The sequence below is a fragment of the Methylosinus sp. Ce-a6 genome, from assembly GCF_009811655.1.
GTDB lineage: Bacteria > Pseudomonadota > Alphaproteobacteria > Rhizobiales > Beijerinckiaceae > Methylosinus.
Window position 1 is genome coordinate 21541 of the sequence record NZ_BGJX01000030.1, and the last position, 19204, is coordinate 40744.

The 19204-nt window shown below is 64.5% G+C and carries 14 protein-coding genes; all 14 read right to left on the reverse strand.

Annotated features, from left to right (window positions below):
• Positions 1 to 13: 13 nt before the first annotated feature.
• Positions 14 to 2050, reverse strand: coding sequence for a hypothetical protein (locus Mspo_RS15645; protein WP_159731338.1), 2037 nt, complete (start codon positions 2048 to 2050; stop codon positions 14 to 16).
• Between the two features lie 303 nt (positions 2051 to 2353).
• A complete protein-coding gene (locus Mspo_RS15650) occupies positions 2354 to 2566 on the reverse strand; it encodes a hypothetical protein (RefSeq protein WP_159731340.1) in 213 nt (70 codons plus the stop codon).
• 407 nt (positions 2567 to 2973) lie between these two features.
• Positions 2974 to 6207, reverse strand: coding sequence for a multidrug efflux RND transporter permease subunit (locus tag Mspo_RS15655; RefSeq protein ID WP_159731342.1), 3234 nt, complete (start codon positions 6205 to 6207; stop codon positions 2974 to 2976).
• Positions 6208 to 6240: 33 nt separating this feature from the next.
• Complete coding sequence (locus Mspo_RS15660; RefSeq protein WP_159731343.1) at positions 6241 to 7374, reverse strand: efflux RND transporter periplasmic adaptor subunit; 1134 nt, start codon at positions 7372 to 7374, stop codon at positions 6241 to 6243.
• Positions 7375 to 7418: 44 nt separating this feature from the next.
• Positions 7419 to 9098, reverse strand: coding sequence for a class I adenylate-forming enzyme family protein (locus tag Mspo_RS15665; RefSeq protein ID WP_159731344.1), 1680 nt, complete (start codon positions 9096 to 9098; stop codon positions 7419 to 7421).
• Positions 9095 to 10984, reverse strand: a complete 1890-nt coding sequence (locus Mspo_RS15670; protein ID WP_201281722.1) for a CoA transferase — start codon at positions 10982 to 10984, stop codon at positions 9095 to 9097. The genes Mspo_RS15665 and Mspo_RS15670 overlap by 4 nt, the downstream gene beginning before the upstream one ends.
• Positions 10984 to 11280, reverse strand: coding sequence for a MoaD family protein (locus tag Mspo_RS15675; protein ID WP_159731346.1), 297 nt, complete (start codon positions 11278 to 11280; stop codon positions 10984 to 10986). Before Mspo_RS15675 ends, Mspo_RS15670 begins: the two co-directional genes overlap by 1 nt.
• On the reverse strand, positions 11265 to 11741 hold the full coding sequence (locus Mspo_RS15680; protein WP_159731348.1) for a Mov34/MPN/PAD-1 family protein: 477 nt from the start codon (positions 11739 to 11741) through the stop codon (positions 11265 to 11267). The genes Mspo_RS15675 and Mspo_RS15680 overlap by 16 nt, the downstream gene beginning before the upstream one ends.
• 27 nt (positions 11742 to 11768) lie before the next feature.
• The gene (gene moeB, locus Mspo_RS19965) at positions 11769 to 12938 is read right to left on the reverse strand and encodes a molybdopterin-synthase adenylyltransferase MoeB (RefSeq protein ID WP_368854814.1); all 1170 of its coding nucleotides are present in this window, start codon (positions 12936 to 12938) and stop codon (positions 11769 to 11771) included.
• 555 nt (positions 12939 to 13493) lie between these two features.
• A complete protein-coding gene (locus Mspo_RS15690; protein ID WP_159731352.1) occupies positions 13494 to 14714 on the reverse strand; it encodes an amidohydrolase family protein in 1221 nt (406 codons plus the stop codon).
• Complete coding sequence (locus tag Mspo_RS15695) at positions 14711 to 15940, reverse strand: MFS transporter (RefSeq protein ID WP_159731354.1); 1230 nt, start codon at positions 15938 to 15940, stop codon at positions 14711 to 14713. Before Mspo_RS15695 ends, Mspo_RS15690 begins: the two co-directional genes overlap by 4 nt.
• A complete protein-coding gene (locus Mspo_RS15700; protein ID WP_306344969.1) occupies positions 15940 to 17277 on the reverse strand; it encodes an acyl-CoA dehydrogenase family protein in 1338 nt (445 codons plus the stop codon). Before Mspo_RS15700 ends, Mspo_RS15695 begins: the two co-directional genes overlap by 1 nt.
• A gap of 83 nt (positions 17278 to 17360) precedes the next feature.
• The gene (locus tag Mspo_RS20310; protein ID WP_159731358.1) at positions 17361 to 17936 is read right to left on the reverse strand and encodes a sigma-70 family RNA polymerase sigma factor; all 576 of its coding nucleotides are present in this window, start codon (positions 17934 to 17936) and stop codon (positions 17361 to 17363) included.
• A gap of 971 nt (positions 17937 to 18907) precedes the next feature.
• Positions 18908 to 19204, reverse strand: a 297-nt coding sequence (locus tag Mspo_RS19720) for a hypothetical protein (protein WP_210252814.1), incomplete at its 5' end; no start/stop codon positions are given.

The window sequence follows — 19204 nt, forward strand, 5'->3', positions numbered from 1 at the left end:
GCTTCTGACTGTTTCAGCCTCCCGGCCCCCTGGCGCCGCCGAAGCGCAGGAAATTGCGCATTGTGGCGAGGATGCCGTCGGATTTCGGCGCCGCCGCGACGGTGCGCGGCTCCGTCTCGATCGGAGCCGCGCGCTCCATGTGGAGCCGGCGCCAATAGGCGTTGGCCTCGTCGACGACCACCGCGAGGCGTTGCGCCTCGGCCAATGGCGTCCATTCGCCGGCGCGGCGGCGAATGATATAGTCGCGCAGCCGGCGCGCCTCCTCGTCGAGCTGCAGATCGTCGCAATAGATCGCCGCCCGCTCCACCATCGCCTCGTCGTGCAGCAGAAAGGCGATCCCGTCGAGGCGCTCCGGATCGCGCGCATCGTCGAGCTCCATGCGCGTCTCCATGGCGTGAGAGGCGATCGCGGGATGCGCGAGCAGCAGCTCGAGAAGGCGGCTCTGCGCCGCCGCGCCGGCCGTCGCCGCCATCAGGCCGCTCGCGCGGCACAAAGCGAGGAAACGGCGCGGCAACGCCTGCGCGCCGCCGCAATAGGCGCGGAACTGGGCTTCGTCGGCCGCGCGCGCGAGCCGCGGAGCGCGCACGCAGGCCTCCATCAGCGGCGGATCGGCCCGATAGGCGTCATAGCCGCCGAGGCGCAAGACGGTCGCCCGCCCCTCCGCGCCCGCCTCGGCGCAGAGACGGGCGAAGGCCGCCATCGAAATCGGCTCGAGCATGTCCCACTGCCGCGCGGCATGGAGCCGGCCCGGATAGGCGGCCGCGGCGAGCGCGGCGTTCATGCCGGAGACGAAGCCCTCGCGACGACCCTGGGCGCTGGTCCCCCGCTCGGCCGGCGCGCGGGCGAGGCCGGCGTCTCGCTCTTGATCCGCGGCGAGGCGTAGGATCTCGTCCAGGAGGCGGTCCTCCTCCGCCACCCGTCGCGGCCGCGGCCCGTCGCTCTCGACGCGGAACAGGCGCGCGAAGGCGGCCCCGCCGGGATCGTCCGGAACGACGCCGAGATCGCAGGCGTCGGCGGCGGCGCCGACGACTCCGATGTCGTCGCCGAGCGAGGCGCCGAAGAAATGCAGATCGAGCACGAGGCCCCTTTCGCCCTCCTCCGGCCATCGCGTCGCCGACACGCCGTCGAAGGCGGCGCCGTCGCCGGCGGCGAGAATGCTCGCAAGATTGTGGACGACGATGCTCTGGTCGGATTCCACCGCCTCTGGACGCTCGTCCGCGGCGCCCACCGCGCGGCGAATGTCGGCGAAGTCGAGCGGCTCTATTATGGGCTCGCCCGCGGCGCGCTGCTCGCGCGCCCATTCCCGCAAACGTCGGCGCTGATGCATCGCCAGCACGACGCTGGTGCGCGCGAGCAGCGAGACGTCGCGGTCGAAGGCGTCCGGACAGCGCAGGCGCAAGGCGGGACAGGGCGCGCCATTCTCGCGCAGCCAATTCTCCATTATGGCGAAAGGCGCCTTCAGCGCCGACGGGCCGCGGACGGTCTGCTGCTCCAGCGCCTCGAGCGCGATGCGGCTCTGCTGCGCCGGAAAGACGCGCTGCGCGGCCCAGAGCTGCAGCAGAGCGGCGACGCCGTCGCGCCGCTCGACGTGACGGCGCTCGCGGAGCGCCCAGACGAGCCTCGCGCCGGAGCGGGCGATCGGCTCGCGCGTCGCGCGCTCGACGTCGCCACGCGCCGGAGCTGAGACGGCTCGGAAGGGCGCCGGCTCGCCGCCCGCCGTCTCCGGCGCGTCGACGAGCAGCAGACGCATCTCGCCGCCGGCGGAGGGGGCGTCGGCGCCCAGCAGCGCGACGCGCAGCTCCGCACCGTCCGGCGCGTGCAGGCTGACATGCGAATGACCGGGCGGCAGCTCGAGCACGCTATGACCGCCGCGAAGCCGCCGCGCGTCGAGCCGGTCGAGCAGCGTCGCGCCGGCGAATTCGGGATCGGGCGCCGAGAGAACAATTATGTCCGGCCGCAGGGGCGGCGCGCCATTCTCCTCGTCGTCGCAAAAGAGAATGGCGAAGCCGCGTCGTCCGTCCCAGAATGCGTCAAGTCGATCTCGCCACATACGACCGCGCCCGTTTCTCGTGAGACGTGAGACCGGCCGCAAGATAGCGTCTAAAGCGCGAGGCGCAAATCACCGGTCAGCCTGCCGCGGTGACGGCGCCGAGAGCCTTCAGCGCCCGGGTGAGCGAGGATGTCTGCTCCTGTTCGTAGAGCGCTAATTCATCGGCGACTTTCGCGCCCAGCGCGGCCTCGCGGCGCGGTCGGCTCCGGCCGCGAGCTCCCGCCGGCCGCCGGGTGTCACGTTGCACTTAAATGCAAGAATGCGCTGGTTCGCGCACGTTGCTGCAGCTTATCGGGTTCTTCCTCACTTTCTGTTGTAGCGGGAGCCGCTTTTTTCCCATAACACGCTGGAAACACACTTTGATTTTGCACAAGGCTTCATAAAAAATGCGATCGCACCGGCATGGCGCGCCCGTGGGCCGACGCCAGCTTCGAGTGCTTCTGCGTCGACCTCCAGCATCCCGAGGGCGAACACGCGCGCGACCGCATGACGTGGATCGGCGCCGATCTTCGGCACTGGCTGCCGCCGCTGCGCCGATATGCGATCGTGTTCGCCGCGCCGCCCTGCACCAACATCTCGCCGTTTCCGGCGCCAGATGGTTCAAGAAAAAGGGCATGGGCGGCCTCACCGAAGCGATCGAGATCGTGGAGGCCTGCCGGCGCATCTGCGAGTGGAGCGTCGCGCCCTGCGCCGGCGTCTCGGGCGCCCCTTCGCCATCGTGCTCCCGCGCATGGCTGTCGCCGCGCCGCTCGTCCCGGGCCGCGCTCTCGCGCCGCCGCCGCGCGATCGCCGGCGCCCTACCCAATCGCCGCGAGAATGGCGGACCATCCCATAATCACAACCGATTCATCCGACAACGACGTCGTTCATCGACACCGCGGGCTCTCGCGCCGAGCAGCGAACGCAAAAATCACCATGGTCGCTCATACTCGGCCTCGACCGAGAAAGCGCGCCGTTTCATCCTGTACGAGCGGAGACGGATCGAACCGAACATGTTCCGGCTCCAGCCTGGGGAGTTGCTCTTCCGGGGGTTCTGTCGGCGCCGGGCGTGACATTCCGCCAGGGACAAATCCCCAGAGGCTCTGCCTCCATTCCGCCAATCGAAGAGTGGCCCGGTCCAGATAGAGATAAATTATCGGCGTCGTATAGAGCGTCAGGAACTGCGACACGAGGAGACCGCCGATGATGGCGATCCCCAGAGGACGACGCAACTCGGAGCCCGCGCCGTAACCAATGGCGAGCGGCAGCCCGCCGAAAATCGCCGCCATGGTCGTCATCATGATCGGCCGAAAGCGAAGCAGACAAGCCTGATGGATCGCCTCGAGAGGCGTCTTTCCGTGATGGCGCTCTGCTTCGAGCGCGAAATCGATCATCATGATCGCGTTCTTCTTCACGATGCCGATCAAGAGTATGATGCCGATGAGCGCGATGATGCTGAGATCGTAATGGAAAAGCATCAGCATGATCAGCGCTCCGACGCCGGCTGATGGAAGCGCCGACAGAATCGTGATCGGATGAATGTAGCTTTCATAGAGCATGCCGAGGACGATATACACGACGAGAACTGCAGCGAGGACTAGACGCGGAGTCGAGGCGAGAGACGCCTGGAATGCTCCCGCCGTCCCCTGGAACGAGCCCTCGATCGTCGGAGGCCAGCGAAGGCGCTCCTGCATCTCCCGAATCTTCTCCACGGCAGTGCCGAGCGCCGCGCCGGGACGGAGGTTGAAGGAAATGGTGACCGCGGGGAACTGCCCTTGATGATTGACCGTGAGCGGCTCGACTTTGCTCACGTAGCGGGCGACCGCGCTGAGCGGGACCTGCGCGCCGTTCGTTCCGGAAATATAGATGTGCTGGAGCGCAGTCGCGTCCTCGCGGAACTGAGACTGCACCTCGAGAATAAGGCGGTACTGATTGGTCGAACTGTAGATCGTCGCGATCTGGCGCTGTCCGAAGGCGTCGTAGAGGGTCTGGTCGACGAGCCCGAGCGAGACTCCGAGCCTCGAAGCTGCATCGCGGTCGACCTCGATCGCGACCTGAGCGCCGGCGATCTGTTGATCAGACGTGACGCCTTGCAACTCGGGAAGCTTCTGCATCTCGGCGAGAATCTGCGGCGCCCAGGCGTTGAGCTCCCCCGCATCTGTGCCGGTCAGCGTGTACTGGTAGAGCGTCTTGCTGAGTCGGCCGCCGATGGTGATGTCCTGAGCCGCCTGCATATAGAAAATCGCCCCGAGGATCCGGGCGACCTTGGGTCGAAGGCGCTGGACGACCTCCTGCGCCGAAACGTCCCGCACACCGAATGGCTCGAGCTGGAAAACGAGACGGGCGGTATTTTGACTCGCGTTGTTGGCTGTGGCCCCCACGAAGCCCGCGACGCCCGAAACCGCGGGGTCGGCGAGAATGATCTTCGCCACCTCCTGCTCGAGTTCCGCCATCGCCGTGAAAGAGATGTCCTGCCGCGCCTCGAGCTGGCCGAAGACGAATCCGGTGTCCTGCTCGGGGAAGAGGCCCTTCGGGATCGTCATGTAGAGGTAGCCGGTGACGGCGATCAGCGCGATCGTCGAGAGCAGCATCGACAGCTGATGGCGAAAGGCCCATTGAAGGCCGCGTTCGTAGCCTCGCAACATCCAGTCGAAGAATGCCTCCATCACCCCGTAAGCCGCGCCGCGCTGGTGGGCGCGCTCCTTCTCGAGGAAGAGTGAGCACATCACCGGCGTCAAGGTGAGGGAGATGAAAGCGGAGACGAGCACGGCGACGGTCACGGTGACGGCGAACTCGCGAAAGAGCCGGCCGACGACGCCGCCCATGAACAGCAGCGGAATGAAGACAGCGATCAGCGAAACGGTAATCGAGACGATCGTAAAGCCGATCTGGCCCGAGCCCTCGAGCGCGGCCTCGATGGGGCTCTTACCCGCCTCGATGTGGCGCACGACGTTCTCGATCATGACGATGGCGTCGTCGACCACGAAGCCGACCGCGATGGTGAGCGCCATGAGCGACAGATTGTCCAGGCTGTAGCCGAGGACATACATGACGCCGAATGTCCCGAAGAGCGAGAGCGGCGCCACGACGCTCGGGATGACTGTCGCCCGGGCGTTGCGCAGAAAGGCGAAAATCACCAGCACCACGAGGACGATGGTAAGCGCGAGAGTCAGCTGGATGTCGTCCACCGAGGCGCGGATCGTCTCGGACCGGTCGGTGAGCAGATCTATCTCGACGGTGGGCGGAAGCGATGCGCGCAGCTTCGGCATCATCGCCTTGATCGTATCGACAATCTCGATCGCGTTGGATCCGGGCTGGCGCTGAACGAGCAACACCTCGGCGCGCTTGTCGTTGAACCAGGCGCCGATTCTTTCCGTTTCGGTCGAATCGACTGCGTCGCCGATGTCTTTGAGCATCACCGGCGCGCCGTTTCGATAGGCGACGATCACGTCGCGGAACCCTGCGGCGCTGAAGAGCTGGTCGTTCGTGTCGAGCGTCGCCGAAAGCCGCGGCCCTTCGAGCGCGCCCTTCGCTTGATTGAGCGTCGCGGCGGCCAGTGCGCCGCGCACCTCCTCGAGGCCGACGCCGCGCGAGGCAAGGGCGAGCGGATTCACCTGAGCGCGCACGGCGAATTTCTGTTGTCCGGCGATCGTGACCTGCGAGACGCCGGGCACGGTCGAGATTTTCTGAGCGACGAGCAGATTGGCGTAGTCGTCGACGCGATGAATGGGCATGGCGTCGGAATGGACGGCGTACACGAGGACCGGACGATCGGTGGGATTGGTCTTCTTGTAGGTCGGCGGATTGGGCAGGTCCTTCGGCAGAAGCCCGCTCGCCGCATTGATCGCCGTCTGCACGTCGCTTGCCGCGGCGTCGATGCTCCGATCGAGATCGAATTGCAACGTGATGGTCGAAATTCCCAGTCCGCTCGTCGAGGTCATTTGCGAGAGGCCGGGAATCGAGGCGAACTGCTGCTCGAGCGGCGCCGCCACGGACGAGGCCATGGTGTCGGGACTGGCGCCGGGAAGCTGCGCCGCGACGGTGATCGTCGGGATGTCGATGTTGGGCAGCGCCGCCACGGGAAGCAGGCGGTAGCTCGCGGCGCCGAAGATGAGCATGCCGAGCATCAGGAGGGACGTGGCGATCGGCCGACGGATGAAAATTTCCGAGATGTTCACGACGGCGTTTCCCTTCGTCTGCCGCAGCAGCCCTCAGCCGAGCGGAGCCCGAGACGATTCGACCCTGATCCTCGAGCCGTTCGTGAGGCGGTACTGCCCCTGCGTCACGACCTGCTGGCCCGCCGAAAGACCCTTCTCGATGAGAGCGATCCCTTCCTGTGTTTCCGTCAATTGCACCGGCCGCCGCTCTACCGTCCCATCGGGCTGGATAACGTAGACATAGGGTCCGTTCGGCCCCTGCATGACGGCCTCGGCCGGGACGGTGACAATGTTCTTCCGCGTCTCGAGAACGACCCGGACGCTGACGAACTCGCCCGGCCACAGCCGCTCGTCGGCGTTCTCGAAAACCGCCTTGAGATGGACGGTTCCCGACGCCGTGTCGATCCGATTGTCGATGAGGCTGAGCTTTCCTTCGGACAGGAATTGCCGGTTGTCGCTCGTATAAGTGAGAACGGCGAGCGGCGACGCCTCCTGATTGCGCCGCAGTGCGCCGAGCCAGTCCTGTGGCGCGGTAAAGCTGACATAAATCGGCTTGACCTGGGTTATCGTGACGAGCGGCGTTCCCTGGCTCGCCTGCACGAGATTGCCCCGGTCCATGAGCCTTGCGCCGGCGCGGCCGGCGATCGGCGAGCAGATGTCGGCATAGATGAGATTGAGCGTCGCCTGCTCGATCTGCGCTTCGTCGGACCTGATCGCGCTTTCGAGCTGCTCGACCGTCGCCTTCTGGTTGTCGTAGCTCTGGCGACTCTGGAACGCCTTGTCGACCAGCTTGGCGTAGCGCTCGAGATCGCGTCGCGCCGCGCGCAAGAGGATGAAATCCCTCTGTTTCGCCGCCTCGAGTTGAGCGAGAGCGGCGTGAGAGGGGCGCGGATCGATTTCAAAGAGCAGTTGGCCGGCTTCGACCTCTTGGCCTTCTTCGAACGAGACCCGAGTGATATGGCCGTCGACCCGGCTTTTCACGACCACCGTGTTGTAAGCCTGGACCGTGCCGATCCCACGCACATAGGCCGGGACCTCGCGGACGGCGGCGATCCCCGCCATCACCGGAATGGCCGGCGTGGGCGCGGCGCCGGCGCGCGCCGCCCCGTTTTCCTTCGTTGCGAGCCAACCGGCGGCGGCCAGGGCGGCGACGCCCGCCGTCACGCCGAGATACGCCTTCCTTCTCATTCGCGAAATCTCCTGATATACGGCGCCCGCCGCGGCCCGAGAGATCATCGGGAGATCGTCGCAGCGGCCGCGCCATCGCCAGAAAGGCGGGCGCCGCGTTCGAGAATGGCGATGTCGCCCGCGAGCTTCTTCTTATCGACCTTGCCGGCCGGGCTGAGCGGCAACTGCCGGTAGAAGCGGACGTAATCCGGCAGTTTATTGGCTTCGAGGCCTCGAATGCGCAGATAGTCGGCGAGTTCGGCGAGCGAGAGCTTTTCGGCCGCTTCGGCCATTGTCAGGCAAAGGCACACCGACTGGCCCAAATCGGGGTCCGGGACCGCGACGCAGGCGGCGCTGACCACGTCGGGGTGGGAGCTGGCGATGCTTTCGATCTGGACCGGACTGATGTTCACTCCACCGCGAATGATGATCTCTTTCTTGCGCCCCGACAGCACCAAATAGCCGTCCGCGTCGATGAAGCCGAGGTCTCCGGTGTGGACCCATCCGGCGCAGTCGCGGTACTTGGCGTCGAGCTCCGGGGCGTTGACATATTGCATCGGGCTCATCGGCCCTCTCGCGATAATTTCGCCGGCGAGGCCACGAGGCAGTTCCTCGCCGAGTTCGTCGGTGATCTTGAGGGCGCAGACGCTTGGATTCGGTCTGCCGACGCAGCGGAACACGGCGTCCGGATCGTCGGCGAGCGCGCTATGACAGTTCACGCCGTCAGCTGAGCCGTAGAGATTGATGAATTTGCAGCCGAATGCGTCGATGCAGCGGCGGATCGTCGCTTCGTCGATAACGGAACCTCCGCACACGATGCCCATCAGGCTCGATTTGTCGATCCGCTTCAGCAGCGGATCGGCGGCCATGCGCTGGAGCATGGTCGGCACGCCGAAGATGAAGGTCGGCTTGAGCGTCTCGATGGCTTCGATCGCCGCCGCCGTCTCGAACTTCGGCAGGACGACGACTGTTCCGCCGATCCAGGACAAGACTCCGAACGTCGCGGTCGAGCCGAAGGCCGATCCGAGCGGCACGAGGTAGAGGCCGCTGAACGCGGCCGCATCGGGGTGCAACTCTTGAAGGAAGCGGCCGCGCCCGCCGACGAGCGCGTTGTGAGAATAGGCGATCAGCTTGGGTTCGGATTCGGTGCCCGATGACACGAGCAGGCGAACCGGATCGTCGGGATTGGGCGCCGGGAGTTCGTCGAGCGGAATCGGATCGGACTGCATCATCCCGTCGAAATCGATCCAGCCCGGCTTTCCTGGCCCGTCCACGATCAGAAGGCGCAGCGAGAGCGCCGTGGGCCGCAACGACTCGATCATCTCGCAGATGTCGATCCCGGCGAACTCGCGGGTCACGACGACGGCGCGGGCGTCGCATCGCTTCAGCAGAGATTCCATATCGAGGCGGCCGCGGCCAGGCGGGAAAGGCGCCACAATGGCGCCGAGTGCCGCGGCGGCGAGGTCGATCGTGCAACAGCGCCAGCTGTTCGGGATCTGGTAGGCGACGACGTCTCCCGCGACGATGCCGCGCGCGCGCAAACCCGCCGCGAGGCGCAGGGCGCGATCGAGCAGAGCGCCATAGGACGTCGATTCGCCAGGAGAGGAGACAGCGACTTTCTCTGGGTTTTGCCGGGCGTGCTTGCAAAAGAGTTCAAAAACCGACTGGTTGGGATAGAGCCCGGCTTCTTTCCATTCCCGGCGAACGGCCGCGGGGACGAGATCGACGATGCCAGAAGCATTCATTGAAACCTCCACGGAGAATTGACTTGGGTATAGGAGCGGCGGCCGAGACAGCGGCTGAAGCGCTCGTCCTCGTGCAGCGCGCAGAGATCTTCGACCACGACGGCCGCTGGCGCGCCGTGTTTCGTGAGAAACCTCATCCAGTCGTCGGCGCTTTTCGATGACAGCGCGGCTGGCAAACAGTCTTCGACTTCGGATGCATCTGCTGCGGCGTCGAGCCCGAGCGCCTCGGCGAGCCGCGCGACCTTTTCGGCGCCGACGCAGTCGATGGCGATCCGGCCCTCGCGCGTGGCATAGACGCCGCTGATCGCGGCGTCCGCGCCCTGCGACAAAAGTTGCTCGGCGTCGCCTCGGCGCAGCGCCGAGCCGAGATCGTCTGCGCACAGAAGCGTCGCCGCGCCGAGCAGCGAAGTATCCACTCGCACGCCGCCGCCTCGCAGACGGCGCGCGAGGAGCGCAGCAGTGATCCCTTGGGCCGTCACGGCGCCCCCGAGGACGTCGAGGGCTGTGAAGAGCGAGCCTCCGTAAACGCCCGACGATTTGGCGATCCTGTCCGCGACGCCCGAATAGGCCTGAACCATGAAATCGGTGCCGGGCGCGTCGATCTGAGCCGAAGGCCCCCAGCCGCCCGCATAGGCGTAAATCAGCGACCGATTGGCGCGCGCGAGATCGATGTCGTCGAGATCGAGCTCCGCCGCTTTGCCGGGCGCCCAATTATGCAGAAAGACGTCCGCGTGGCGAACGAGTTCCTTGATCTCCGCTTGCCCTTGCGCGGATTTGATATCGATCTCCCGAACGGCCTTGAGTCGATTGAGCGCGTCATAACGAGCCGAGACCCCGTCGACGATCGGCGGCATGCCCCGCAGAGGGTCGCCGCCCGGCGGCTCGATGCGCAGGACATTCGCGCCGAGCAGTGCAAGAAGATGCCCTGCGAGAGGCCCTTGAATGCGTCGGCAGGACTCGATGACATTGACGCCGCTGAGCGGCAGATCCCCGTTGCCGGTTAGGGGCGGGGCGCCGGAGCGATCGAGACCGGAACGAAAGGTCCATGGGCCTTCCCGCCACATCGGCTCGGCGTCTTCGTCGAGCGAACGTTCGTCGAGCGAACGAACCGGGCAAATGGATATGCCGGCGCGGGCGCAGCGAACGACGATTTCCGTGTAAGGCATGGCGGACAGCGTTCCCCGGAGGGCCGCGGGCAAGGGCGAGATCGCTTTCGCATAACGCAGGAGAAACCCGTTCCAGCCCTTTCCAGCGCTGTCCGCGTCGACGCCCGCTTCCGCCCAGAACGTGCGCCATGGGCCAGCGTCCAGCGTCTCGAGCTCGAAGATTACGCCATCGGCGGAAACGAAAGGGGGCCGTTCCGTCGCCGAACTGCCGCCCGGCAATAGCTTTTCCGGCTTTTCGGGCGTGCTCGCCGCGGCGATATATTGCCCGATGCCGAGCAGGCCCGCCTCGGCGAGCGAGAGGCGGGAGCGCGTAAACGGCGCCCCCCGCATTCGCCCGATCGCGGCGGCGAACGCGCCCTGCAGAGCGAGGACGGCGGCGAGCGTCGAAACGTAGTTCACTCCGAGCGGCTGCGCGCGCCCGCTCGCGCGGCCATGAACCGACATCAAGCCGCACGCCGCCTGGACGAGGTTTTCTGACGCCGCGCCTTCGCAAGGATCCGGCCATCCGCCGACCTCGCAGGCAACCGGCCCACTCATAGGCGTCTCGATCGTGAAAGTAATCTGTGTCTTTGACGACGCCGGCTCCGCCGGAGCGTAACGCATCCCTAACGCCTCCGCCTGATAGAGGAGCGACGAAGCGACGGCGGCGAAAGCGGGCGCGGCGTCGTTCAGCGATCCGACGACGACGCAATCCTCGAGCGGGCGCAACATGCGCGTCATCACGATTCGGACGGCGAGCGGCCGCGACCGCCTGCGACGGCCGGAAGAATTGTGATGTGATCTCCATCCTGCACGGCCGTCTTTAGGTCGCCCGCAAAGCGGATGTCGTTCTCGTTGACGAAGATGTTGACGAAACGATGCATCTTTCCGCCCGATATGAGGCGGTCTTTCACGCCGGGATAGCGCGCATCGATTTCGTCGATGACTTCGAGGACGTTCGCTCCTGTCGCTTCGATCCGCTTCTGATTGGCAGTGAGGGAACGCAGGATGGTTGGAATGCTCACGACAATTGGCATGCGGGGCTCCCTGTCTCCGGCGAATAGATGTGGGCGTCGCAATGCGCGGCGTAACGCTCGACCGATCGGAGCTTCTCTTCGGTGATCTCGCCGTCGATGATGCGAAAGCTACGGGTTTCCAGCTTTCGGGCCGGATCTGTTCCGATGATGACGTAATGCGTCCGCGGCTCGGCCGCGAACAGCACATCATCGGAGCTCGGATAAGCGCGCGAGCCGGTGTGTGAATGGTAGATGACGATGGGCTCCTCGCCGTTTTCTTCCATTTCACTCCACACCCGAAATTGCTCCTCGGCGTCCAGTTGGAAGAAGTCGGCGGAGTTCGCCGAGTTGCGCATCGGAATGAGACGCAGGGGCAAATCCGATCCTTCAGGTCCGGCGATCACGCCGCAAGTTTCGATTGGGTGATCCTCTCGAGCCTGCGCGATTATCGCCTCGAGGAGTTGTGAGAGAATGATGAGCATCTTGCGCCTCGGGTGCAGTTGCAAACATCAATAGCGGGGCAGCGAAGGATCGACATCCGTGATCCATGCGATGATGCCGCCCTCGAGATTCTTCACATTGCTAAACCCTTGCTTTTGCAACTCCAGCAGAGCGTTCCTGGAGCGCGCGCCGGACTTGCAATGCAGGACGATGGGCGCGTTCTTGTCGAAGCGCGCCATGACCGCATCGGACAGCGCATTGCTGATCGGCATGAGATTGGCGCCGGCTATGTGCACGATCTCCCATTCCGCGATTTCGCGCACGTCGATCAAATGCAGATCGACGCCATCATCACGCAACTGCTTGAGCTCTCGGGCGCTGATCGAGGGAACGTCCGGCTCCCGCGCCGCTCCCGTCGGCGCCACACTGCAGAAGGCGCGATAATCGACGAGTTCGGTAATGGCCTTCCTATGAGGGTCCCGCCGCAGCGGGATCGACCGATACGTCATTTCCAGCGCGTCATAGACGATCAAGCGCCCGAGCAGGGTCTCACCGAGACCGGTAATCAGTTTGACCGCTTCCGTCGCCATGATCGCGCCGATCGATGCACAGAGAACGCCGAGGACGCCGCCCTCCGCGCATGACGGCGCCATTTCGGGCGGCGGCGGCTCGGGGTACAAATCACGGTAGTTGAGACCCGCTCCGCCCGGCGCTTCCTCCCAGAAGACCGAGGCCTGTCCTTCGAAGCGAAAGATGGATCCCCATACATACGGCTTGCCCGCGAGAACGCAGGCGTCGTTGACGAGATAGCGGGTGGCGAAATTATCCGCGCCGTCCACGATCAGATCGTAATCGGCGAAAATCGCCGCCGCATTCGTGGATTCCAGACGTTCCGCGTGAAGCCGCACGCTTATCTGAGGATTGAGGTCCTTGATCCGCGCCGCGGCGCTCTCGGTCTTCGAGCGTCCGACGTCCGAGACACCATAAATCACCTGACGCTGCAGATTCGATTCGTCGACGACGTCGAACTCGACGATTCCCAGCGTCCCAACTCCCGCCGCTGCGAGATAGAGCAGCGCGGGCGAACCGAGACCTCCGGCTCCGACCACGAGCACTCTGCTGTTCTTGAGCCGCTTCTGCCCGTCGAGGCCGACATCTGGAAGCAACAGATGGCGGCTGTATCTCATCATTTCGCCGGCAGTCAGTTCTGCCGTAGGATGAACCAATGGCGGCAGCATCATCGATCGACCTCTCGTCCTCGATAAGCATGAACACGAAGTCGCTCGTTGCGAGGCCGATGGGCGCGACACATCGCGCTCACCGACGCCCAATGCTCGGAGGCTCCGCATATTCCAGGGGATTTCACAATCTCCGTCGACATCACGTTTCGCGATGCTCGACTCCATTAACGTTCGATACGGTTGCAACCCGACAATAAATTTCTCTCGTTCTCTGTTTTTAGAAAAAAATATGATCAGCATCCTGCTGGCGCGCATCAAGTCGTGTCTGAGAATCGAGCAGCTGAAAGCTCGTCAGACGATCGCCAAGAAAGCTTCGCAGCATGGCTGGTGGCGCTGCGATATTCGTTCACACGAACATGTTGGGGTGAAAACGCTCGGACAAGCGTTGCAGCGAGGCCGATCCGGATCGATCGAGCAATCAGCGCGCCGGGAACGGGGGCGAGCCGCTTTCGGGAGCGGCTCGCAAAGAAAGCACGTCGTGCATCTGATCCGAGGACCGCTCAAGCCGACGGCCGTATTCGCAGCGCATCGGCGCAAAGCCGACTCGCACTCCTATTTATCGAATTCGTTCACCACGATCTGTCCGCCGGAGATGACGAGAGCAGGATATTCCAGAATCTTCAGGTCCTCGAACGGATTGCCGCGCACGGCGATGATGTCGGCGGGGGCTCCGGGACTTAGAGTGCCGAGCGGCGTCATCCCGAGCTCATCGCCGGCCTTCGAGGTTGCGGATCGAAGCACTTCGAGCGTGGACATTCCGGTGAAATGGCGCATCAGCTGCAGCTCTTGCGCATCTATCCCCCACGGGATGTCTGGATGAGCGATTTCGGCTCCGTAGAGAAATACGGCGCCGAGCTTTGCAAGACGCGCGGCATTGGTATGGATGCCCGAGCAGTGCGACATGGTGTCGAACGTCGTCACGATTTTGACCTTCTGCCGTACGGCCTGCTCGATCAATTCGTCGCTGATCTCGGAGCAGGGAACATGCGCCCATTCGTCGATGCCGGCTGCGAGCGCGAGCGCCGCGCCTTGGCTCTCGCCGAGATGCGCGGTGACGCGCCTGCCGAGCCGATGGGCCTCGGCGACAATGGCCGAGACGACGTCGAGCGAGGACAGCGGCCACGGCGGGTGGGCGCCTCCGTGATGGCCCATGCTCCAAGGCGCGCCGGGCTCTCCGCCGGGCTCGAGCGCGATCTTGATCACCACCGCGCCTCCTTCGACGAGCTTACCGACGAGCTGTCGCGCCTCCTCGGGGGACTGTGCCGTCTCGGCGATGTATCCTTTTCCGAACACCGAGATAGGATAGCCGTTCTGGACGGTGATGATCGGTCCGGCCGTGAGCAGACGCAGCGCGCCGCGTCCGCCCGAAGGCGGCAGCAATGGCCCGCCGACATCCCGGACGGTGGTGACGCCATGGCGCAGCACGATTTCGCGCGGAACCTTGCGGAAGGCGAGATGCGCATGGAGCTCGATGAATCCCGGCATGAGCGTCGCGTCGCCGAGGTCCATTTCGCGTACGGCTCGGCCGCGCAATTCCGCCGGCGATCCGATAGCGACAATCTCACTCCCCGCGACTAGCACGGCGCGATCGATTCGAAGCTCCTTGCCGTCGAAGAGCCTCGCGGCGCGGATGAGCAAGCGCTCGGAGTCCGCTTGCGTCGCCATCGCCTGGCCGCCGAATCCGCAGCCGGCGGCGACGCCGAAAGCCCCGAGAACCCGTAGAAAGTGAAATGCGTAATTGGCCAGAGCCAGCATGAAGTCGAGCATATTCATTTCTGCTGGGCGCTCCCGAGGCGGACAAGGGCGAGGGCGAACGCGAGCGCGCAGCCCGCCAGAACGATGGCGATAACGCCGCTCCATGCGCCAGCGGCGCCGAGAGACGTATTGAGGATCGCGCCATAGGCGGGAGCTCCGAGCGCAAAGCCGCCGAAAAACGCGGCGGATAGCAATCCGGACGCATTGGTCGCGGTTCCGAAGACCGGATCGCGCAAGAGCATGCCCATTGCGATCGCATTCGTGGCGACGGCGGTCATTCCCATTCCTGCGGCTCCCAACCATAATTTCCAATGGCTCGCGCCGTCCGCCTGCATCGTAAAATGTAGCGCGACGGCCGACAGGGCGAGGAGGGCGCACAGAAGCCAGGACTCGTCGCGAAGCTTTGCGCCGAGAGGCGTCAGCGCGACGCGTGAAATCATGCCCATGAATCCGAACAAGGCCACCAAGCCGCCAGCGGTGGACGGCGATACGCCGTGTGTCGTGGCGAAGACGGGAAGGAACGTGACGAATGCGGAGAGCGATGCGCCTGCGCAAAATTGCACGCTCATGAGGAGCCGTAGCAAGCCATTGGGGCGTGGCGGCCGGAAGCTTTTCCTCCCGGCCGGACGATGAGGCGGAGCGACCGAAGGCGCCGCGGCCGCCAGAAGAACCGCGACCGGAATGAGCGTTCCCAATGCGGCGCGCCATCCGAACGCCGTGGCGATTCCGGGCAAGACGAGACCGGCGAGAAGGGCGCCCATCTGGACGCCGCTCTGTTTCAGCCCGACGACGAAGGCCTTCTTCGCCGGCGGAACGCGCTGCGCGATGAGAAGATTGGTGACCGGATTTGCGAGCGCCTGCGCGACGCCGCATACCGCGACAGCCGCGACCACTCCGCCGAAACCAGGTGTCATGACGATCAGCGCATAGGCGAGGGCGACGGCGTAGAACAGCGCGCCGAGCGCTCGTCGGGAACCGAAACGGTCGACGATCGGACCGGCCCAGGGCGACAGAACGGCAGCCAGCCCGAATGCGCTCATCGTCGCGTAGCCGAGCAGGCCGGGGCGGATATGCAAGTCGCGAACGAGAAAAGGCCCCAAAGAGCCGATCGCGTATAAAATTAGCATCGGCAGTGTCATTGCCGAGGTGAGCGCGATTTGGAGCCAGAGTTCGGCGAAGATCGCGGACCTCGCGCGCGGGATTGCCGTGACCGCTCTGGCCTGATCGTCGAGGCTCGACGTCATCAGCGCGGCACCTTTGCCCAGGATGCGATGATGTTGCGCCCTGTCGCGTTCACCAGCGCCTCGTCCGTCCCGTCCATGAAACGGGTCGCGCGCGCGGTCCTGTATATGCCGGAAAGCGGCGTCAGGCTGCTCACGCCTTCGGCCCCGAAGATCTGAACCGCCGAGTCGGCTGCCTTGCCGAGCGCCTCAGAAGCGGCGACCTTCGCCGTCATGACCTCGATGTCGCTGAGAGAATGGGAATCGAAGCCGCGCGCGGCCAAGCGTACCAAGGCTCGCGCGCTGACGATCGCCTTGTGCGCCTCGAACACATGCAGACGGATGAGTTGCTTTTCCGAGAGGCGTGCGAGTTCGCCGCGCTCGGAACAAATCCGTCCGCACATGAGATCGAGACAACGCTGTGCGAGCCCGACCCACTGGGCTGAACGCAACATCCTTCCGAGGCCGAGCCGCTGACGCACCAGATCGAGGCCGCGATTGCGTTCGCCGAGGAGGTTCGACACCGGCACTTCGACCTCCGAAAAGGAAATTTCGCGCTGGCCCTGGAAACGGCCGAATATGTCGAGCGGACGTTCGGCCGTCACCCCTCGCGAATTCGCGGGCACGATGATCATCGAAAGCGCGCGATCGAGCGGGGCGCCGGCGTCGGTCTTCGTCACCACTGTGATGAACGCCCCGCGGTCCGACCGGCAGACGAACCACTTGCGGCCGTTCACTATCCAAACGCTATCGGCGAGGCGCGCCGACGTCTTGATCGTGGCCGGGCTGGAGCCGATGCTGTCCGGTTCCGACATGCCGTAACTGGGAACGGCGTCGCCCGAGACCGTAGGCGCGAGAAAGCGGGAGCGGATTTCGGCATTGCCGTGCTCGTTCATGACATATACGTCGGCGATGGCCTCGCTGCCGAAGATCGCGGGGCCGAATTCAGAACGGCCTTCCTCCTCGGCCACGGCGACATAGTCCTCGAGAGAGGCGATTTTTCCCCCGAGGGAAGCCGGGTAGAACAGGCCCCAAAATCCAGCGGCGCGCGCGCTCGCCGCGAGATCGGAGAGCATTTGCGCTGACGCTGCGTCATCCTTCCCGAGGGTCGACTCGTTGGGAATCACGAATTCGTCGATGAATCGCCGAACCTCGAAGGCCCAAGCCGCGGCCGGCCGTGTGGGCGCTGGTTCGTCCTTGACGCCCCCGGACTGCGGAGAGCTTTGACTGAGAAATTCGCCTCCCTCCGGGAGGACAGAAAGCATGGACATATTCATCCCCTCGATGAGGCGGCGCGGCGCCCGGGAAGGCGCTAGGCCGCCTCCCAACGGGCGTTCGAACGCGACGACACCGAGTCCCATAACGTTTGGCGGGCCCCGAACCCGACAAGCTTTTCAGCCTATCCGAGCAGGTTCGCGGGCTCGGACGCCGTGCGGCTTACCCGTCACCGTCCGAGCAGCGAACGTAACCGCTTTCGCGCTTTGGCTATGCGGCGTTCGACGGTGCGGATCGACACGCCCATGCGTTCGGCGATTTCCGCATGAGTCAGATCGCCGATGCGGTTGAGGAGAAACATCTCGCGGCACGGCGGCGAAAGCTCGTCGAGAAACACGCGAAACCGGCGCAACTCCATGGAGCTTTCGAAGATCGTTTCCGGGCTCGCCGCGCACGCGCAATATTCTGGGTCCTCTACGGCGTAACGGGAGCGGACCCGGATTTTCCGCGCCGCGTCGACGGCGAGATTCGAGGCGATACGGTAGAGATATTCACGCTGGAGCTTCGCCGTCTCTCCGTGCTGAAGCAGCCGCACATAGGCGTCATGCACCAGATCTTCGGCTTCCTCGCGCCCGACGCGACGGCTTGCAAATCCTCGCAGCGCGCGAGCATGAGTCCGGTAGAGGCCGTCGAGCGCCCGTTCGGGCGTGTCCGCTCGCCGCGCTTTTGCGGGGGCGCCAGCGTCAAAATCGATTATTGGCGAGGCGAGCGTCACGGCGCCGCCTCCGGTTTTGGAGCGCAACATCGGAAAAAACCTTCTTGCAAGTGGCCGGGGCCCGACGGGCTCGCCGACACGCAAATTGAAAGAGTGTTTCCGCCGGGCAAGCGTCGCGGCGGGCGTCTTGAAAAATCGATCTTCGAGCGAGCGAGCAAAAGCGTGCGCATGACCCTTTCGCCTCAGCCCTTTCGAGAAGAGCGCGACGGTTCGGTCAGCCGAACAGCTTCACGAGCGCGATTGAAGAATCGAAGAAAGCTGCGGGTCAGCCGTTAGATGGCGGACCGCGCGCGGCGAATTTGAATCGGAGAGCCGCCGGGATCGTAGGCGCTCTGCTCGGAGCCCCGGAAACGAAACGAATGTTTCGTGCAGGAGAGAATGCAGGGCGAGCGTCCGATTCGATATAGGCGCAACCGCAATCAGCGCACGGCAAGACGCAGCACGAACCGACGTGATTATGGCCGTCGAGCGGAGTCTTGGATCGCGAGGCATCCGTCGAGCAGGTGACGCCGGCCGTGAAATCGACCGCCGCAAAGGACGCGGCGAAAGGCAATAGCGCCTGAAGCACGAATACGCAGACCGCGATCGCATTGAGCGTCACGCGTCGCGCTGCCGAGCCCTGGCGAAAGCGTTTCATGGGGCCGACAATAACATTCAGTAAGCCCTTTGCAAGAGGAGAGCGCTCGATTGCTAATCATCACGCCGTTCGACTGCTATCGCGAGGCGCGCTTCGGATGGAAGATCCGGGTAGCGCTCGCAGAAGCCTCCCAGGCGACCTGCCAACGCCAGCGGCCGGAAGAGTCGGGCTGCCGCGGATGTCGGCCGCCGACGAGCTCGCCGCTCTTCTGATAGAGGCGCAATCGAGTGATAGAGGCGCAATCGAGCACAGCGGAAGCGGGCGGGCGCGAACGCGGGCGGGTTCGCGGGGTGGGCCTGCTAACCTCTGAGGCTCGAATATTTCCGAGAGGACGAAGTCGCCCGAAAAGCCATGACGCGACGGTCTACAGCCACAGCGATTCTGAAGCGTGCTCCGAAATAGTTTTAGCAATTTTTCTCGTCAGCTCGATGAAATCAAAGAAGATCGGCTGCTTCTGCCATTCCTTCCATGCCGATTGACAGCCTATCCCTCGCGCGAGCGCTTCCTCACCGAGCTGACGCTCCACCCTCCGGACGCGACCAGCGACGAGGATTATCTCATCCTCTCGACGATCCATTCGGCTCAGAACCTGACCCAAAAGTTTCTTGTTCGCGCCGCAGTTGCGTGATTCTGGGGTTCCGAAGCATCGGAGAATGATTCG

What these genes read in the sequence shown, in the direction of transcription:
- moeB (WP_368854814.1), bottom strand. Translation starts at nt 12,938, where the DNA reads ATGCTGCCGCCATTGGTTCATCCTACGGCAGAACTGACTGCCGGCGAA.
- Mspo_RS15695 (WP_159731354.1), bottom strand. Translation starts at nt 15,940, where the DNA reads ATGACGTCGAGCCTCGACGATCAGGCCAGAGCGGTCACGGCAATCCCG.
- Mspo_RS15665 (WP_159731344.1), bottom strand. Translation starts at nt 9,098, where the DNA reads ATGAATGCTTCTGGCATCGTCGATCTCGTCCCCGCGGCCGTTCGCCGG.
- Mspo_RS15690 (WP_159731352.1), bottom strand. Translation starts at nt 14,714, where the DNA reads ATGAATATGCTCGACTTCATGCTGGCTCTGGCCAATTACGCATTTCAC.
- Mspo_RS15645 (WP_159731338.1), bottom strand. Translation starts at nt 2,050, where the DNA reads ATGTGGCGAGATCGACTTGACGCATTCTGGGACGGACGACGCGGCTTC.
- Mspo_RS15670 (WP_201281722.1), bottom strand. Translation starts at nt 10,984, where the DNA reads ATGACGCGCATGTTGCGCCCGCTCGAGGATTGCGTCGTCGTCGGATCG.
- Mspo_RS15660 (WP_159731343.1), bottom strand. Translation starts at nt 7,374, where the DNA reads ATGAGAAGGAAGGCGTATCTCGGCGTGACGGCGGGCGTCGCCGCCCTG.
- Mspo_RS20310 (WP_159731358.1), bottom strand. Translation starts at nt 17,936, where the DNA reads ATGTTGCGCTCCAAAACCGGAGGCGGCGCCGTGACGCTCGCCTCGCCA.
- Mspo_RS15700 (WP_306344969.1), bottom strand. Translation starts at nt 17,277, where the DNA reads ATGGGACTCGGTGTCGTCGCGTTCGAACGCCCGTTGGGAGGCGGCCTA.
- Mspo_RS15675 (WP_159731346.1), bottom strand. Translation starts at nt 11,280, where the DNA reads ATGCCAATTGTCGTGAGCATTCCAACCATCCTGCGTTCCCTCACTGCC.
- Mspo_RS15680 (WP_159731348.1), bottom strand. Translation starts at nt 11,741, where the DNA reads ATGCTCATCATTCTCTCACAACTCCTCGAGGCGATAATCGCGCAGGCT.